The 16530-nt window shown below is 69.3% G+C and carries 13 protein-coding genes and 3 tRNA genes; 15 read left to right on the plus strand and 1 reads right to left on the minus strand.

The annotated features are described in order from the left end of the window. The first annotated feature begins 140 nt into the window (after positions 1-140). The 15 genes from RN02_RS05700 (at position 141) to RN02_RS05770 (ending at position 15272) form a co-directional block, all read left to right on the plus strand. Positions 141-1301 carry a type IV pilus assembly protein FimV gene (locus RN02_RS05700; protein WP_043313534.1) on the plus strand — a complete coding sequence of 387 codons (1161 nt, stop codon included), beginning with the start codon at positions 141-143 and terminating at the stop codon, positions 1299-1301. A 104-nt stretch (positions 1302-1405) separates the two neighbouring features. Next, entirely contained in the window at positions 1406-2398 is a 993-nt protein-coding gene (locus tag RN02_RS05705; protein ID WP_082033721.1) for an aspartate-semialdehyde dehydrogenase, read from the plus strand. Positions 2399-2566: 168 nt separating this feature from the next. After that, entirely contained in the window at positions 2567-5383 is a 2817-nt protein-coding gene (locus RN02_RS05710) for a FimV/HubP family polar landmark protein (RefSeq protein WP_043313538.1), read from the plus strand. A gap of 164 nt (positions 5384-5547) precedes the next feature. Continuing rightward, positions 5548-6402 (plus strand): tRNA pseudouridine(38-40) synthase TruA, encoded by an 855-nt coding sequence (gene truA / locus RN02_RS05715; RefSeq protein WP_043313540.1) that lies wholly within the window; start codon positions 5548-5550, stop codon positions 6400-6402. Positions 6403-6460: 58 nt separating this feature from the next. After that, positions 6461-7090, plus strand: coding sequence for a phosphoribosylanthranilate isomerase (locus RN02_RS05720; protein ID WP_043313615.1), 630 nt, complete (start codon positions 6461-6463; stop codon positions 7088-7090). Between the two features lie 225 nt (positions 7091-7315). Beyond that, positions 7316-8191, plus strand: coding sequence for an acetyl-CoA carboxylase, carboxyltransferase subunit beta (gene accD, locus RN02_RS05725; protein ID WP_009621059.1), 876 nt, complete (start codon positions 7316-7318; stop codon positions 8189-8191). Continuing rightward, positions 8188-9468, plus strand: coding sequence for a bifunctional tetrahydrofolate synthase/dihydrofolate synthase (gene folC / locus RN02_RS05730; RefSeq protein ID WP_043313542.1), 1281 nt, complete (start codon positions 8188-8190; stop codon positions 9466-9468). The genes accD and folC overlap by 4 nt, the downstream gene beginning before the upstream one ends. Positions 9469-9496: 28 nt before the next feature. Beyond that, positions 9497-10162, plus strand: coding sequence for an SPOR domain-containing protein (locus RN02_RS05735; protein ID WP_043313543.1), 666 nt, complete (start codon positions 9497-9499; stop codon positions 10160-10162). 91 nt (positions 10163-10253) lie between these two features. Then, positions 10254-10796 (plus strand): CvpA family protein, encoded by a 543-nt coding sequence (locus RN02_RS05740; RefSeq protein WP_099049040.1) that lies wholly within the window; start codon positions 10254-10256, stop codon positions 10794-10796. 101 nt (positions 10797-10897) lie between these two features. Continuing rightward, positions 10898-12403 carry an amidophosphoribosyltransferase gene (gene purF, locus RN02_RS05745; protein WP_043267465.1) on the plus strand — a complete coding sequence of 502 codons (1506 nt, stop codon included), beginning with the start codon at positions 10898-10900 and terminating at the stop codon, positions 12401-12403. 13 nt (positions 12404-12416) lie between these two features. Further along, the gene (locus RN02_RS05750; RefSeq protein ID WP_043313545.1) at positions 12417-13628 is read left to right on the plus strand and encodes an O-succinylhomoserine sulfhydrylase; all 1212 of its coding nucleotides are present in this window, start codon (positions 12417-12419) and stop codon (positions 13626-13628) included. Positions 13629-13633: 5 nt separating this feature from the next. Then, positions 13634-14395, plus strand: coding sequence for an SDR family oxidoreductase (locus tag RN02_RS05755; protein WP_099049102.1), 762 nt, complete (start codon positions 13634-13636; stop codon positions 14393-14395). Positions 14396-14912: 517 nt separating this feature from the next. Then, positions 14913-14988, plus strand: a tRNA-Val gene (locus RN02_RS05760). Between the two features lie 15 nt (positions 14989-15003). Then, positions 15004-15080: transfer RNA gene (locus RN02_RS05765), tRNA-Asp, on the plus strand. A 115-nt stretch (positions 15081-15195) separates the two neighbouring features. Continuing rightward, positions 15196-15272 (plus strand) — tRNA-Asp (locus RN02_RS05770). Positions 15273-15490: 218 nt separating this feature from the next. Here the strand turns inward: RN02_RS05770 and RN02_RS05775 are convergent. Beyond that, on the minus strand, positions 15491-16528 hold the full coding sequence (locus tag RN02_RS05775; protein ID WP_009621073.1) for an AraC family transcriptional regulator: 1038 nt from the start codon (positions 16526-16528) through the stop codon (positions 15491-15493). Positions 16529-16530: the final 2 nt, after the last annotated feature.

Consider the following 16530-nt stretch of genomic DNA (forward strand, 5'->3'; position numbering starts at 1 on the left):
GTCGCCGGCGTCGGCGTCGTTTTCTGTGACGGAGCGCGGGCTGGCGCCCGGCGCCCTGTGATTATCCTCGCTGCCCGGCCCGTTCGGGCCGGCCGGTGGGTTGGGGCCGCCGGGGGAGTCATCGACAGCAGGGGATGGGGATGTTCCGCTTCGCGCATGTATTTCTGGCCGCCGCCGTCGCGGCCGCTTTCCTGCCGGCACGCGCCAGCGCGCTGGAACTGGGGGATATCGCTTCGCAGGCCGCGCTGGGCCAGACGCTGGATGCGCGGATCGAGCTGCGCGGAATGGGCGATCTCGGCGCCGAGGACCTCAAGGTCAGCCTGGTGCCGCAGCAGGAGGCCGAGCGGCTGGGCATGGAGCCCAACTACGTCTTCCTTTCCGGCTTGCGCTTCACTCCGGAGGTCGGGCGCAACGGCCGCGGGGTGATCCGCGTACAGTCCAGCGCGCCGGTGCGCGAGCCCTACGTCAACTTCGTCCTGCAGGTGGCCTGGCCGCAAGGGCGGGCCATGCGCGAATACACCCTGCTGCTCGACCCGCCGAACTACCAGGCCGTCGCCCAGACGCCCAGCGCGCCGGTCGTTTCCGCCGCGCCGTCGGCGGCCATCGCGGCGCCGGTGAAGGCGCCGGGCGTCGCCGCGTCGGCGCCCTCGGGCAGCCACCGCATCGCCGCCGGCGACACCCTGTGGGCCATCGCCTCCCGCCACCGCCCGGCCGGGGATGCCTCGGTGATGCAGACCATGCGGGCGATCCAGGCGCTGAACCCGCAGGCCTTCATCGACGGCAACGCCAACCTGCCGCGGGTCGGCGCCGTGCTGCGCCTGCCCGACGCCAGCCAGGTCCGTGCCCAGGGGCATGCCGAGGCGGTGAGCCACTTCCAGGCCCAGGAAGCCCGCTGGCGCGAACGCCCCCGCGCACTGGACGCCACCCGCAAGGCGGCGCCCGGCGCCGCGCCTGCCGTGGCGGAGGTGCGTGACCAACTGCGCCTGCAGTCCGGGCAGGCCTCGAAGCAACCCCAGGCGAAGGCCGCCGCGGAACGCCTGGCACTGTTGCAGGAAGACCTGGACAGCGCGCGCCGCCAGGGCGAGGAGCTGACCAGCCGGATCGGCGACCTGCAGAGCCAGTTGGACAAGCTGAACAAGCTCATCGAACTCAAGGATGCGCAGATCGCCACCCTGGTGGCGCGCCTGGCGGCGCAGTCGCGGCAACAGGCCGCGGGGGCTCCGGCTGAGCCGCCGGTCGCCGTGGCGGGCAGCCCAACGCCGCAGGCGGCGCCGGCCGCCGCGCAGGAAGTCGCCCGATAGGGGGAAGGCGAACGGCGATCGACGGGCACGGGCACGATTGCCTGGGCAGGGAAGGGGGCAGTAAAGTGCTGCGTCTTGTTTCCTTCTAGCCCATGGGATTTTCGATGTCCGTCGACGTTGCTGTAGTAGGGGCCACCGGTCTGGTTGGCGAAGCGCTGGTCGAATTGCTGGAAGAGCTGGATTGCCCAGTGGCCGAGCTGCACCTGCTGGCCAGCGGCGAGTCCGCCGGCAAGAGCGTGCCCTTCCGCGGTCGCAACCTGCGGGTGCGCGAGCTGGACGGTTTCTCCTTCGCCCAGGCGAAGCTGGTGCTGTTCGCCACCTCGGCCGAGGTCGCCGGCGAGCACGCCGCGCGCGCCCTGGCCCAGGGTTGCACGGTGATCGACCTGAGCGGCAGCGTGGAAGGCGCCCTGGTACTGCCGGCGCTGAACCCGGCGCGCCTGGACGAACTCAGCTTCCCGGCGCTGCTGCGCGTGCCCTGCGCCCCGGCTGCCGAGGTGGCCGAAGTGGTCGCCGCCCTGGGCGATTGCGTCGAACTGCAGGAACTGTCGCTGACCGCCTGCCTGTCCGCCTCGCAACTGGGCCGCGAAGGCGTGCAGGAGTTGGCCCGGCAGACCGCCGAGCTGCTCAACGCGCGCCCGGTGGAGCCGCGCCTCGTCGATCGCCAGTACGCCTTCAACCTGCTGGGCCTGGTCGGTGCGGCCGACGCCTCGGGCTACAGCGCCATCGAGCGGCGCCTGAACGCCGAGCTGAACGAACTGCTGCCGCAGCTGCAGGGCAGGGTGCAGGCGGATTGCCTGCTGGCCCCGGTGTTCTTCGGCGACGCCCTGAACCTCAACTTGCGCAGCGCCGTGCCGATAGCCTTGTCGGAAGTCCGGGCCGCTCTGGAGGCGGCCGAGGGCATCGAGCTGGTCGAGGACGATTACCCGACGGTGATCGGCGATGCCCTGGGCCAGGATGCCATCCACGTCGGCCGGGTGCGTCAGGGTGCCGCCGGCCCTTGCAACCTCAATTTGTGGATTGCGTCTGATAATGTGCGAAAAGGCCTGGGACTGAATGCTGCGAACCTGGCTGCATTATTGATAAAACACTATCTGTAAAAGATACTTATCGAATATTTGAAGAAGCATTCTAGCTTGGCAATACTGGCTTGGACGGCCCTGGCGGGGGGATATCCCGGCGTTTTCGACGCCGGGAATAGCGGGCGCCAGGTGTTGTTCCGAAACGCTCGAATCCAGAAGAAAGCTGTTAAAACAAGGGATTAGATTATGGTCCGGCTTCGTAAACTGGTGCAGGCAATTGCGGCTGCTTCGGCGTTGACCACCGGCATGGCGCATGCGCTGGGGTTGGGAGACATCCACCTGCACTCGGCGCTGAACCAGCCGCTGAATGCCGATATCGACGTGACGGACGTCCGCGACCTGACGGCCGGCGAGATCATTCCCAAGCTGGCTTCGCCGGAGGACTTCAGCAAGTCCGGCGTCGATCGCAACTTCTTCCTCACCGGGCTCAAGTTCACCGCGGTGGTCCAGCCCAACGGCAAGAGCGTCATCCATGTGACCTCCGACAAGCCGGTGCAGGAGCCCTACCTGAACTTCCTCGTGGAAGTGCTCTGGCCCAGTGGCCGGGTGCTTCGCGAATACACCGTGCTGCTCGACCCGCCGCTGTACTCGCCGCAGGTGGCTGCCGCCGCCGCGCCGCGTGCGCCGGTCGCCGCGCCCGCGCCCATCGCGCGCCAGCCCGTGGCCCCGGCCGCGCCCCGCGCCGTGGAGCCGGCCCCCGCGGCCAGCGCGCCGCGCCAGGCCCGCCTGGACGGTAACGAATACCGCACCGGTTCCCGCGACACCCTGTGGGAAATCGCCTCGCGCGCGCGTCCCGACGGCAGCGTGACCGTCAACCAGACCATGCTGGCGATCCAGGATCTCAACCCCGACGCCTTCATCGACGGCAACATCAACCGCCTGAAGAGCGGCCAGGTGCTGCGCCTGCCCGATGCCGAGCAGATCCGCAGCCGCTCCGCGGGCGAGGCCGACGTGCAGGTGCGCGAGCAGCGCAGCGCCTGGCGCGAAGGCCGCAGCCTGGCCGGTTCCTCCCGCCAGCTGGACGCCACCCGCCGCGCCAATGCCGGCGCTGCGCCCGAGCAGGCCGAGAGCAAGGACAACCTGCGCCTGGTCTCCGGCGAAGCCGGCAAGGCCAAGGGCTCCGACAAGGGCGCGAAGAACGGCAAGGCGCTTTCCGACAAGCTGGCCGTCACCCAGGAAAGCCTGGACAGCACCCGCCGCGAGAACGACGAACTGCAGAGCCGCATGAGCGACCTGCAGAGCCAGTTGGACAAGCTGCAGAAGCTGATCGAACTGAAGGACGCGCAACTGGCCAAGTTGCAGGGCGAGCTGGCGACTACGCCGCAGCCTGCCGCGCCGGGCTCCGCGCCCGCCGGCCAGCCGCCGGCGCCTGGCGCCGAAGCTCCGGCCGCCCCGGCAGCGGCTCCGCAGCCCGATGCCACGCCTGCCGCCCCCGCTCAACCTGCCGCGCCGGCCGCCGCCAAGCCGGCCGAACCCAAACCGGCGGCGCCCAAGCCCGCTGCACCTGCACCGGCCGCCGAAAACGAGCCGGGGCTGATCGAGGAACTGCTGGCCAACCCGACGCTGCTGGCCGCCATCGGCGGCAGCCTGGTGCTGGTCCTGCTGCTGGTGCTGCTCCTGCTGCGCCGCCGCGCGGCCCAGGCCGAGGCCGCCAAGGTCGAGCCCGCCGCGGCCGGCCCGAGCGGAACGGACGAGCCGCTGGAACTGGCTGCCGGCGAATTCGACAGCCTGAGCCTGGAAGACGAGGACGCAGCCCCGGCAAGCGCGCCGGCCGCCGGTGAAAAGGTCGCCGCGCAGACCAGCGATCCGCTGGGCGAGGCCGACATCTACATCGCCTACGGCCGCTTCAACCAGGCCGCCGAGCTGCTGCAGGGCGCCATCTACGACGAACCGCAGCGCGCCGACCTGCGCCTGAAGCTGATGGAGGTCCTGGCCGAGATCGGCGACCGCGAAGGCTTCGCCCGCCAGGAAAACGAACTGCGCGAACTGGGCGGCGCCGAACCGCAGGTGGAGCAGCTGAAGTCGCGCTACCCGGGCATGGTCGCGGCGGCTGCCGTGGCCGGCGGCCTGGCCGCGGCCGCAGCCAGCAGCGACGAGCTGGATCACTTCAGCCTCGATGACCTCGACCTGACCCACGACGGCGCTGCGCCCGCCGGCGAACCGGTCGCACAGGCCGCCGGCGACCTGGACGACGCCTTCGACCTGGGCCTGGACGACCTGCAGCTCGACGACGAGGTGCCGCACGCCGCAGCCGAGCCGCAAGCCAAGGCCGACGAACTGTCGCTGGAAGACTTCGACCTCGAAGACGACCTGCGCCTGGACGAGCCCGCCGCGGTGGCCCAGCCGGCCCAATCGGCGAAGACGGACGACGACTTCGCCTTCGACCTCGACCTGGAAGACGATCTGGCCAAGGCCGCCCCCGCGGCGCCCACGGCCAGCGACGCGCTGGACGATTTCACCCTGGACCTGCCGGACGAGCCGGCGGCCCCCGCGGCCAAGGACGAGGACTTCCTCTTCGACCTGGGCGAGGAGGGCGCCGGGCTCGCCGCGAGCGCCGACGACGACTTCAGCTTCGACCTGGGCGCCGAGAGCGAGCCCGCGGCCAAGCCGGTCGAGGGCCTGGCGGACGACTTCGACCTGTCGCTGCCCGAAGAGGCTCCCCAGGAGCTGCCGGCCGACGACAGCTTCGCGGCCCAGCTGGACCAGGTCAGCGCCGAGCTGGACAAGCTCGCCAGCGACCTCGAGCAGCCGGCCAGCCCGGCGGCGGCGCTGGAGCCCGAGATCGAGCCGTCGCTGGACTCCGCGCTGGACGAGGGCAACATGGACGACGAGTTCGACTTCCTCTCCGGCGCCGACGAGGCCGCGACCAAGCTCGACCTGGCCCGTGCCTACATCGACATGGGCGACGCCGAGGGCGCGCGCGACATCCTCGACGAGGTCATCAGCGAAGGCAGCGACCAGCAGCAGCAGGAAGCCCGCGAACTGCTCGAACGCCTGTCCTGAGCAGGTCGCAGGTAAAGCGATGGCAGCCTTCGGGCTGCCATCGTCGTTTCAGGGCGCGGACATTGCGCGCCTGGCGGCGCCGCGCCGATCGCGGCGCATCGCCCGGGCGCGGCAATCCAGGCAGAATAGCCCGCTGAATTGCCTTTTCGGGATGGCCTGAGCAGTTGAACGAGTTCGAGAGCGCGGTGGGCGAGGTCGCCACCGCTGACGTCACCAGGATCGCCCTGGGCGTCGAATACAAGGGCGCGCGCTACCGCGGCTGGCAGCGCCAGGAGGACGGCGTGCCGTCGGTGCAGGGAGCACTGGAGCGCGCCCTGTCCAAGGTGGCCGCCGAGCCGGTGAGCGTCATGTGTGCCGGCCGCACCGACGCCTCGGTGCACGGCAGTGGTCAGGTGGTGCACTTCGACACCCGCGTCAAGCGCCCGCTGAAGGCCTGGGTGATGGGCAGCAATGCCAACCTGCCGGCGGATATCAGCGTGACCTGGGCCAAGGTCATGCCGGCTGACTTCCATGCGCGCTTCTCGGCCGTGGCGCGGCGTTACCGCTACGTCATCTACAACGATCCGATCCGCCCCGCGCACATGGCCGAGGAGGTCACCTGGAACCACCGGCCGCTGGACGTCGAGCGCATGCGCGCGGCGGCGCAGAAGCTGGTCGGCACCCATGACTTCACCTCGTTCCGCGCCGTGCAGTGCCAGGCCAAGTCGCCGATCAAGACGGTGCACCACCTGCAGGTGTTGGAGCATGGCCGCTTCATCGTGCTGGACGTGCGCGCCAACGCCTTCCTCCACCACATGGTGCGCAACTTCGCCGGGGTGTTGATGACGGTCGGGGCGGGCGAGCGGGAGCCGGAATGGGTCGACGAGGTGCTGGCGGCGCGCGACCGCCGCGCCGGCGGCGTGACCGCGCACCCCTTCGGGCTCTACCTGGTGCGGGTGGAATACCCGGAAGCCTTCGAGCTGCCGCAGCGCTACCTGGGGCCACATTTCCTTTCATCTTTGCCCGATACGCTCGGCTGACGCTGTCCGGGGCATTTGCTACCATCGACGGATTGCTTTGAAGGAAGGTCGCCGCATCTTGTCCGCCGTTCGCATCAAAATCTGTGGCATTACCCGTGTCGAGGACGCCCTGGCCGCCGCCGAGGCGGGCGCCGACGGCATCGGCATGGTGTTCTACGCCAGGAGCCCGCGCGCGGTCAGCGTGCAGCAGGCGCGCGCCATAGTCGCGGCGCTGCCGCCCTTCGTCACCAGCGTGGGCCTGTTCGTCAATGCCAGCCGCTGCGAGCTGGGGGAAATCCTTGATGCGGTGCCGCTGGACATGCTGCAGTTCCACGGCGACGAGCGCGCCGCGGACTGCGAGGGCTACCACAAGCCGTACCTGAAGGCGCTGCGGGTGAAGGCCGGCGACGACATCGCCGCTCAGGCCGCGCTTTATCCCGGCGCCGCCGGCATCCTGCTGGACACCTACGTCGAGGGCGTTCCCGGTGGAACCGGCGCGGCCTTCGACTGGTCCCTGATTCCCGAAGCCCTGCCGCGCCCGCTGGTGCTGGCCGGCGGCCTGAACGCCGACAACGTCGCCGCGGCGATCCGCCAGGTGCGCCCCTATGCCGTGGACGTCAGCGGCGGGGTGGAGGCGAGCAAGGGAATCAAGGACGCCGAGAAGATCCGCGCCTTCATCCGCCGCTGCCGCGAGGCGGATTCCCGGTGAGGTGCATGTGACGGCAGGCGGTCTGCCACCGTCATTAGGAGCTGTTGACGTTTTGTCATGCCAGCGCCGACCCCGTGTCGGCCTGGCGAAGGCGCCGCCCAGGGCGCGCCGCGATTTCGAGGGGCCGTGGCCGAGCCACGGCGCCGATGGTGATTTTTTCTGCTCACGGGCAGGCGCAAGGCTTCGGGCCGCTGAGCGCACTGTCCCCGCATTGGAGAACAGAGCATGAGCAACTGGCTGGTAGACAAGCTGATCCCTTCCATCATGCGTTCCGAGGCGAAGAAGAGCTCGGTACCGGAAGGCCTTTGGCACAAGTGCCCGTCCTGCGACGCCGTGCTGTATCGGCCGGAGCTGGAAAAGACCCTGGACGTCTGCCCCAAGTGCGACCACCACATGCGCATTGGCGCGCGCACCCGCCTGGACATCTTCCTCGACGAGGAAGGCCGCGAGGAGCTGGGCGCCGAGCTGGAGCCGGTGGATCGCCTGAAGTTCCGCGACACCAAGAAGTACAAGGACCGCCTGGCCGCCGCGCAGAAGGACACCGGCGAGAAGGACGCGCTGATCGCCATGAGCGGCAAGCTGCAGGGCCTGCCCGTCGTGGCCGCGGCCTTCGAGTTCTCGTTCATGGGCGGTTCCATGGGCTCCATCGTCGGTGAGCGCTTCGTGCGCGCCGCCAACTACGCCCTGGAGCACCGCTGCCCGATGATCTGCTTCTCCGCCTCCGGCGGCGCGCGCATGCAGGAAGCGCTGATCTCGCTGATGCAGATGGCCAAGACCTCCGCCGCCCTGGCGCGCCTGCGCGAGGAAGGCATCCCGTTCATTTCCGTGCTGACCGACCCGGTCTACGGCGGCGTTTCCGCAAGCCTCGCCATGCTCGGCGACGTAATCGTCGGCGAGCCCAAGGCCCTGGTCGGCTTCGCCGGCCCGCGGGTGATCGAGCAGACCGTGCGCGAGAAGCTGCCCGAAGGCTTCCAGCGCAGCGAGTTCCTCCTCGAACACGGCGCCATCGACATGATCGTGCACCGCGCGGAAATGCGCGACCGCCTGGCCAAGCTGCTGGCCAAGTTCACCAACACCCCCAGCACCGCCCTCGCAGGATGAGCCAGCGTTCCCTGGCCGACTGGCTCGGCTACCTCGAACAGCTGCATCCCTCGGCCATCGACATGGGCCTGGAGCGCTCCCGCGAGGTGGCCGTCCGCCTCGGCCTGGGGCGCCCGGCGCCGCGCGTGGTGACCGTCACCGGCACCAACGGCAAGGGCTCCACCTGCGCCTTCCTCGCCGAGTTGCTCGGCGAGCAGGGCCTGAAGGTCGGCGTGTACGCCTCGCCGCACCTGCTGCGCTACAACGAGCGCGTGCTCATTCAGGGCCGCGAGGCCAGCGATGAAGCGCTCTGCGAAGCCTTCGCCGCGGTCGAGGCGGCGCGCGGCGAAATCTCCCTGACCTATTTCGAGATGGGCACCCTGGCGGCCTTCTGGCTGTTCGAGCGCGCCGGTCTCGATGCGGTTGTGCTGGAAGTCGGCCTTGGCGGCCGGCTGGACGCGGTGAACCTGGTGGACGCCGACGTCGCCGTGGTCACCAGCATCGGCCTCGACCATGCCGAATGGCTGGGCGACAACCGCGACAGCGTGGCCTTCGAGAAGGCCGGCATCTTCCGCGCCGGCAAGCCGGCCGTGTGCGGCGACCTGGAACCGCCGCAGCCGCTGCTGGACCAGGCCCGCGCCCTGGGTGCGCCGCTGCTGCTGCGCGGCCGCGACTTCGACCTGGCCATCGGCGAGCACGACTGGCACTGGCACGGCCGTGGCGCCGACGGCACCCCGCTGCGCCTGCACCACCTGAGCCTGCTCGACCTGCCCATGGAGAATGCCGCCCTGGCGCTGCAGGTCTATGCGCTGCTGGGCCTGCCGTGGCAGCCCGAGCGCCTGCTCACGGCCCTGCTGCGGACCCGCGTGAGCGGCCGCCTGGACCGCCGCGTGGCGACCTGGCAGGGGCAGTCGCGCCACCTGCTGCTGGACGTCGGGCACAACCCCCATGCCGCCGACTACCTGGCCCGCCGCCTTGCCGCGCGGCCGCCGCAGGGCCGGCGCCTGGCGGTTTTCGGCCTGCTTTCGGACAAGGATCTGGACGGGGTGCTGGAACCCTTGCTCGGCTTGGTGCAGGATTGGGCGGTCGCCCCCTTGCCCACGCCGCGCTCGCGCCCGGCCGGCGAGCTGGCGGCAGCCTTGCTTGCGCGCGGCGCGCAGGCCAGCGTGCATGACGACATCGCCGCGGCGCTCGAAGCACAGTGCGCGCAGGCGTCGGCGGACGATGAGATCCTGGTGTTCGGCTCCTTCTACAGCGTGGCGGATGCCCTGAGCTGGCTGGACGGCAACCAGGACTGACAAGCGGTCAAGAAACGGGGGAGTGGCAATGGCTTTGCTGGATAAGGGGCTCAAGCAGCGGATCGTCGGTGCGCTGGTGTTGCTGGCGCTGGCGGTGATCTTCCTGCCGATGCTGTTCAGCCGCCAGGACGAGGTGCGCCAGGTGACGGTCGACGCCCCGGCGATGCCGAAGACGCCGGCCATGCCTGCGGTGGAAGTGCAGCCGACGCCGGTGCCCGAACCCCAGGCCCCGGTGGCCGAAGCGCCGCAGGCCCCCGACGCTCAGCCCCAGGTCCAGGCGCCGGTGCCCAGTCCCGCGCCGACCACCGCGCCTTCCACGCCCATCGCCAGCCTGCCGCAAACGCCGGCCCAGCAGCCCGCCGCCCCGGCGCTGCGCCCTGCCCAGCAACCGGCCACGCCGCCGGCCCAGGCCGCCGCGCCCGCCGCGCCGGCCCAGCGCCTGGATGCCGACAAGCTGGCGGTGAGCTGGTCGGTGCAACTGGCCAGCCTGTCCAACCGCGCTCGCGCCGAGGAACTGCAGAAGAGCCTCCGCAGCCAGGGCTACAACGCCTACGTGCGCAGCTTCGACGGGATGAACCGGGTGTTCGTCGGGCCGGTGATCGAGCGCGCCGAGGCCGACCGCCTGAAGGCGCAGCTGAGTAAGCAGCAGAAGCTCAACGGCTTCGTGGTGCGCTTCCAGCCCGAACGCGGCTGACACCGGCGAGCGGCTCCCGATGCATCGGGGGCTCCGCTAAACCCCGGGGCTCTGCTAAAATGCGGGGCCTTTTTCGTTTCTGGGCCGCAACGTGGCATTTACCTGGGTCGATTGGACGATGATCGGCATCATCGTCATTTCCAGCCTGATCAGTCTGAGCCGCGGCTTCGTCAAGGAAGCCCTGTCCCTGCTCACCTGGATTGTCGCGGGTGCGGTCGCCTGGATGTTCGGCGGCGCGCTGGCCGAACGTCTCGCGCCTTACATCCAACTGCCCTCCGGCCGCGTCATCGCCGCCTGCGCGCTGCTTTTCGTCGTCACCCTGCTGCTGGGGGCGCTGGTCAATTTCCTCATCAGCGAACTGGTCCGGGTGACCGGCATGTCCGGCACCGACCGCGTGCTCGGCATGGCCTTCGGCGGCGCCCGCGGCGTGCTGCTGGTGGTGCTGCTGGTCGGCCTGCTGAGCCTGGCGCCGGTGCAACAGGACCCGTGGTGGCAGCAGTCGGTGCTGCTGCCGCACTTCCTGCTGGTCGCCGACTGGTCGAAGAACATCGTCCTCAACCTGGCCGGGCACTGGTTCGCCAGTGGCCAGCTGGCACCGCCGGTCGGGATGGGGAGTATGCTGCCCAGCCAGTGACGGCTGGGCCAGGGTGGCGCAGTGCGCCGCCCGACGCCGGCCCGGGTGGGGCGGCGGGAACGGAATTTTTTAGCCTGTAAACCAACTAGGGGTTGCGTCGCATGTGTGGCATCGTCGGTATCGTGGGCAAGTCGAACGTCAATCAGGCGTTGTATGACGCGCTCACCGTTCTCCAGCATCGCGGCCAGGACGCTGCCGGCATCGTCACCTGTCAGGACGACAGGCTCTACCTGCGCAAGGACAACGGCCTGGTCCGTGACGTCTTCCAGCAGCGCCACATGCAGCGCCTGGTGGGCAAGGTCGGCATCGGCCACGTGCGCTATCCGACCGCCGGCAGCTCCAGCTCCGCCGAGGCCCAGCCGTTCTACGTCAACTCGCCCTACGGCATCACCCTGGCGCACAACGGCAACCTGACCAACGTCGAGCAGCTGGCCAAGGAGATCTACGAATCCGACCTGCGCCACGTCAACACCAACTCCGACTCGGAAGTGCTGCTCAACGTCTTCGCCCATGAGCTGGCGGTGCGCAACAAGCTGCAGCCCACCGAGGAGGACGTCTTCGCCGCGGTGGCCGGCGTGCACGCCCGCTGCGTCGGCGGCTACGCCGTGGTGGCGATGATCACCGGCTACGGCATCGTCGGCTTCCGCGACCCCAACGCGATCCGCCCGATCGTCTTCGGCCAGCGCCACACCGAGAACGGCGTGGAATACATGATCGCCTCGGAAAGCGTGGCCCTGGACGTCCTCGGCTTCACCCTGATCCGCGACCTGGCGCCGGGCGAAGCGGTGTACATCACCGAGGAAGGCAAGCTGTTCACCCGCCAGTGCGCGGCCAACCCGAAATACTCGCCGTGCATCTTCGAGCACGTCTACCTGGCCCGCCCGGACTCGCTGATGGATGGCATCTCGGTGTACAAGGCGCGCCTGCGCATGGGCGAGAAGCTGGCCGAGAAGATCCTCCGCGAGCGCCCGGAGCACGACATCGACGTGGTCATCCCGATCCCCGACACCAGCCGCACCTCCGCCCTGGAGCTGGCCAACCGCCTGGGCGTGAAGTTCCGCGAAGGCTTCGTGAAGAACCGCTACATCGGCCGTACCTTCATCATGCCCGGCCAGGCCGCGCGCAAGAAGTCGGTGCGCCAGAAGCTCAACGCCATCGAGCTGGAATTCCGCGGCAAGAACGTGATGCTGGTGGACGACTCCATCGTCCGCGGCACCACCAGCAAGCAGATCATCCAGATGGCCCGCGAGGCCGGGGCGAAGAAGGTCTACTTCTGCTCCGCAGCCCCAGCCGTGCGCTACCCCAACGTCTACGGCATCGACATGCCGAGCGCCCACGAACTGATCGCCCATGACCGCAGCACCGAAGAGGTGTGCGAACTGCTCGGCGCCGACTGGCTGGTCTACCAGGACCTGTCGGACCTGATCGACGCGGTCGGCGGCGGCAAGATCAAGATCGAGCACTTCGACTGCGCGGTCTTCGACGGCCAGTACGTGACCGGCGACGTCAACGAAGCCTATCTGAACCGGATCGAGCAGGCGCGCAACGACGCGACCAAGGCCAAGGCCAACGCGGTCAGCGCCATCATCGATCTGTACAACGACTGAAGGAGAGCAGGGGATGGCACAGGAATGGGAAGCCGGTCGCCTGGACAGTGACCTGGAAGGCGCCGCCTTCGACACCCTGGCGGTACGCGCCGGGCAGCAACGCACCCCGGAGGCGGAGCACGGCGAAGCGCTGTTCCCTACCTCCAGCTACGTGTTCCGCAGCGCCGCCGACGCCGCCGCGCGCTTCGCCGGCGAGGTGCCGGGCAACGTCTACTCGCGCTACACCAACCCGACGGTGCGCACCTTCGAGGAGCGCATCGCCGCCCTGGAAGGCGCCGAGCAGGCGGTGGCCACTTCCACCGGCATGTCGGCCATCCTCTCGCTGGTGATGACCCACTGCAGCGCCGGCGACCACGTGCTGGTCTCGCGCAGCGTGTTCGGCTCGACCATCAGCCTGTTCGAGAAGTACTTCAAGCGCTTCGGCGTGCAGGTGGACTACCCGCCGCTGAGCGACCTCAAGGCCTGGGAAGCGGCGATCAAGCCGAACACCAAGCTGCTGTTCGTCGAGTCGCCGTCCAACCCCCTGGCCGAGCTGGTGGACATCGCCGCCCTGGCCGAGATCGCCCACGCCCACGGCGCGCTGCTGGCGGTGGACAACTGCTTCTGCACCCCGGCGCTGCAGCAACCGCTGAAACTCGGCGCGGACGTGGTGATCCACTCGGCGACCAAGTACATCGACGGCCAGGGCCGCAGCATGGGCGGCGTGGTCGCCGGCAGCCGCAAGCTGATGGAGGGCGTGGTCGGTTTCCTGCGCACCGCCGGCCCGACACTGAGCCCGTTCAACGCCTGGATTTTCCTCAAGGGCCTGGAAACCCTGCGCGTGCGCATGCAGGCGCATTGCGCCGCGGCCCAGGACGTGGCCGAGTGGCTGGAACAGCAGCCGGGCATCGAGCGCGTCTACTACGCCGGCCTGGCCAGCCACCCGCAGCACGAGCTGGCCAAGCGACAGCAGAAGGGCTTCGGCGCGGTGGTCAGCTTCGAGGTGAAGGGCGACAAGGCCGCGGCCTGGCGCTTCATCGACGCCACCCGGATGATCTCCATCACCACCAACCTGGGTGACACCAAGACCACCATCGCCCACCCGGCGACCACCTCCCACGGCCGCCTGTCGCCGCAGGAGCGCGAGAACGCCGGCATCCGCGACAACCTGATCCGCGTCGCGGTGGGCCTGGAGGACGTCGACGACATCAAGAAGGACCTGGCACGAGGCCTGGCGGCACTGTGAGCGACCTGGCAGCGATCATCGGCAACGGCAAGGTCGCGCTGGTCACCGGCGCGGCGCGGGGCATCGGCCTGGGGATCAGCGCCTGGCTGATCGCCGAGGGCTGGCAGGTGGTGCTGGTCGACCAGGACCGCGAGCGCGGCGCCAAGGTCGCCGAGGCGCTGGGCGACAAGGCCTGGTTCATCGCCCTGGACGTATCCCAGGAAAGCCAGGTGGCGCAGACCGTGGCCGAGGTGCTCGGGCAGTTCGGCCGCCTCGACGCGGTGGTGTGCAACGCGGCCATCGCCCGCCCGGGCGTCACGTCGCTGGAGAGCCTGACGCTCAACGAGTGGAACCGCACCCTGGCGGTGAACCTCAGCGGCCCGATGCTGCTGGCCAAGCACTGCGCGCCCTACCTGCGGGCGCACCAGGGCAGCATCGTCAACATCGCCTCGACCCGCGCGCACCAGTCCGAGCGCAGCTCCGAAGCCTACGCGGCGAGCAAGGGCGGCATCCTCGCCCTGACCCACGCGCTGGCCATGAGCCTGGGCCCGGAAATCCGCGTCAACGCGGTCAGCCCCGGCTGGATCGACGCCCGCGACCCCCGCGAGCGCCGGGCGGCGCCGCTCACCGAGCTGGACCACGACCAGCACCCGGTTGGCCGCGTCGGCACGGTGGAAGACGTCGCCGCGCTGGTGGCCTGGCTGCTGGGCGACAACGCCGGCTTCGTCACCGGCCAGGAGTTCGTCGTCGACGGCGGCATGACGCGCAAGATGATCTATCTCGACTGAGGTCGGGGGCTCCGTGACCGACCCCGAAGCGCGCCTGGGATCGAGGTCAAACGGCGGATAACGCCGTAGGCGTTATGCGCCCTACGCCAAGGTCGAGCCTGGCGTAGGGCGCATAACCGTTCGCGGTTATCCGCCGTTACACCAGGCTCATGCCCGGCGTCGCGGTCGGGCTCGAAGCGCCCGGAAAGCAGTGCTTCGTGACCGTCCCCGAAGCGCGCCTGGGATCGAGGTCAAACGGCGGATAACGCCGTAGGTGTTATGCGCCCTACGCCAAGGTCGAGCCTGGCGTAGGGCGAATAACCGTTCGCGGTTATCCGCCGTTCACAGAGCTTATGCCCGGCGTCGCGGTCGGGCTCGAAGCGCCCGGAAAGCGGATGCTCGCAGCGGCGCGCTACGCCCAACCCCAAAGGCAACTGGCTTCCCGCGTTCCCCCAAAGCACGAAATTTCAAAAAAAATCCAACCAGGGCATTGACTTAGGAAATGCCGCCGGTAGAATGCGCCCCACTTCGAGACGAAGGGTGATTAGCTCAGCTGGGAGAGCATCTGCCTTACAAGCAGAGGGTCGGCGGTTCGATCCCGTCATCACCCACCATCTCGCAAGTTACGCGCAGCGGTAGTTCAGTCGGTTAGAATACCGGCCTGTCACGCCGGGGGTCGCGGGTTCGAGTCCCGTCCGCTGCGCCATCTTCCCCCTCCTGGAGTTCATCACCCCGAACTCGCCGCCACGTAGAGTCAAGGCTCCGTAGCGACAGGCAGGATGGAAGGCCGTAATATCCTTGGACGCAAGTCCAGCCGATGCGCAGCGGTAGTTCAGTCGGTTAGAATACCGGCCTGTCACGCCGGGGGTCGCGGGTTCGAGTCCCGTCCGCTGCGCCATTTTCCAAGCCCTCAGGCAGCCATGCCTGGGGGCTTTTTCATTGCGTCGGGAAAAGTCCTCGGTCATGTGCGCTTCATCCGCGCCGGCTAGGCTGCATCCATGACCTTGTCGAACGCGATGGGAGGCAGCCATGGACGACTACCAGGAAGAACTGCTCGAAGAGCACCGCGCCGAGTGCGATTCGCCGGAGCCGGCGGACGACGCCACTGAGATGTGATCAGCCGGCCTGCCGCTGCGCGCGGCGGTATTCCCCCGGCGGCTGGCCGCTCCAGCGCTTGAAGGCGCGCTGGAAGGCTTCGGCCGAGGCGAAGCCGAGCAGGTAGGCGATCTCGCCGAAGGCCAGGTCGGTGTCGCGGATGTAGATCATCGCCAGATCGCGGCGCGTCTCGTTGAGGATGCTGCGGAACTGCGTGCCTTCCTCGGCCAGCTTGCGGCGCAGCGTCCAGGTCGGCAGCTTGAGGCGCGCGGCGACCTCTTCCAGGTCCGGCTCGCGGCCGTTGAGCAGCGGCCCCAGCAGTTGCACCACGCGTTCGCGCAGGGTGCGCGTGCGGGTGCGCAGCTCCAGTTCCTTCTCGCAGATTTCCTGCATCTGCCGCCAGGTGCTGGGGCAGTGCTCGCGGTTGCCCAGGGCCAGGCTGGCCTGGTCCAGGCGCAGGCGGTTGGCGCCGGCGGCGAACTCCACCGGGCAGCCGAAGAATTCCTCGTAGCGGGCCGCATAGTCCGGCGCCGGGTACTCGATCTCCACCCGGAGCGGGCGCAGCGGCTGCCCGGCGATGCGCGCCAGGTAGCTGAGCCAGCCGGCCAGCACCGAATCCACCACGAAGCGGTTGTAGGCATTGTACGGGCTGATGGAATAGAAGCTCAGCCAGGCGCCGCCGGCGTCCTCGGCCAGGCTGGAGCGGCCGCGGTAATTCTGCGCGTAGAGCGGTTCGAAGCGGATCAGCGCGCGGCTGGCGGCGCGCAGGTCGGGGGCTAGGGCGGCTGTGACGCCGGGCAGGCCGAGCTGCTGGATACGGCTGAACTGGCCCATGCGCAGGCCCAGGGCGGGGTCGCCGCTGAGCTGGATGGCCGCGTGGCCCAGGCGCATGTAGCGCGGGATCGACAGGCGCCCGCCGGGCTCGGCGAAGCGCGCTGCGTCCAGCCCGTACTGCAGCAGCAGCGGCTGCGCCGGCACGCCGCGGTCTTCCAGGGCGTCGGCCAGGCCGTGGACGAAGCCTATGGAGAGGTCGCCCAGTCGCATGCCCGGTTGCTTCATGG

The sequence above is a fragment of the Pseudomonas sp. PI1 genome, assembly GCF_000812405.1.
In the GTDB taxonomy this organism is placed as follows: Bacteria; Pseudomonadota; Gammaproteobacteria; order Pseudomonadales; family Pseudomonadaceae; genus Pseudomonas; species Pseudomonas citronellolis.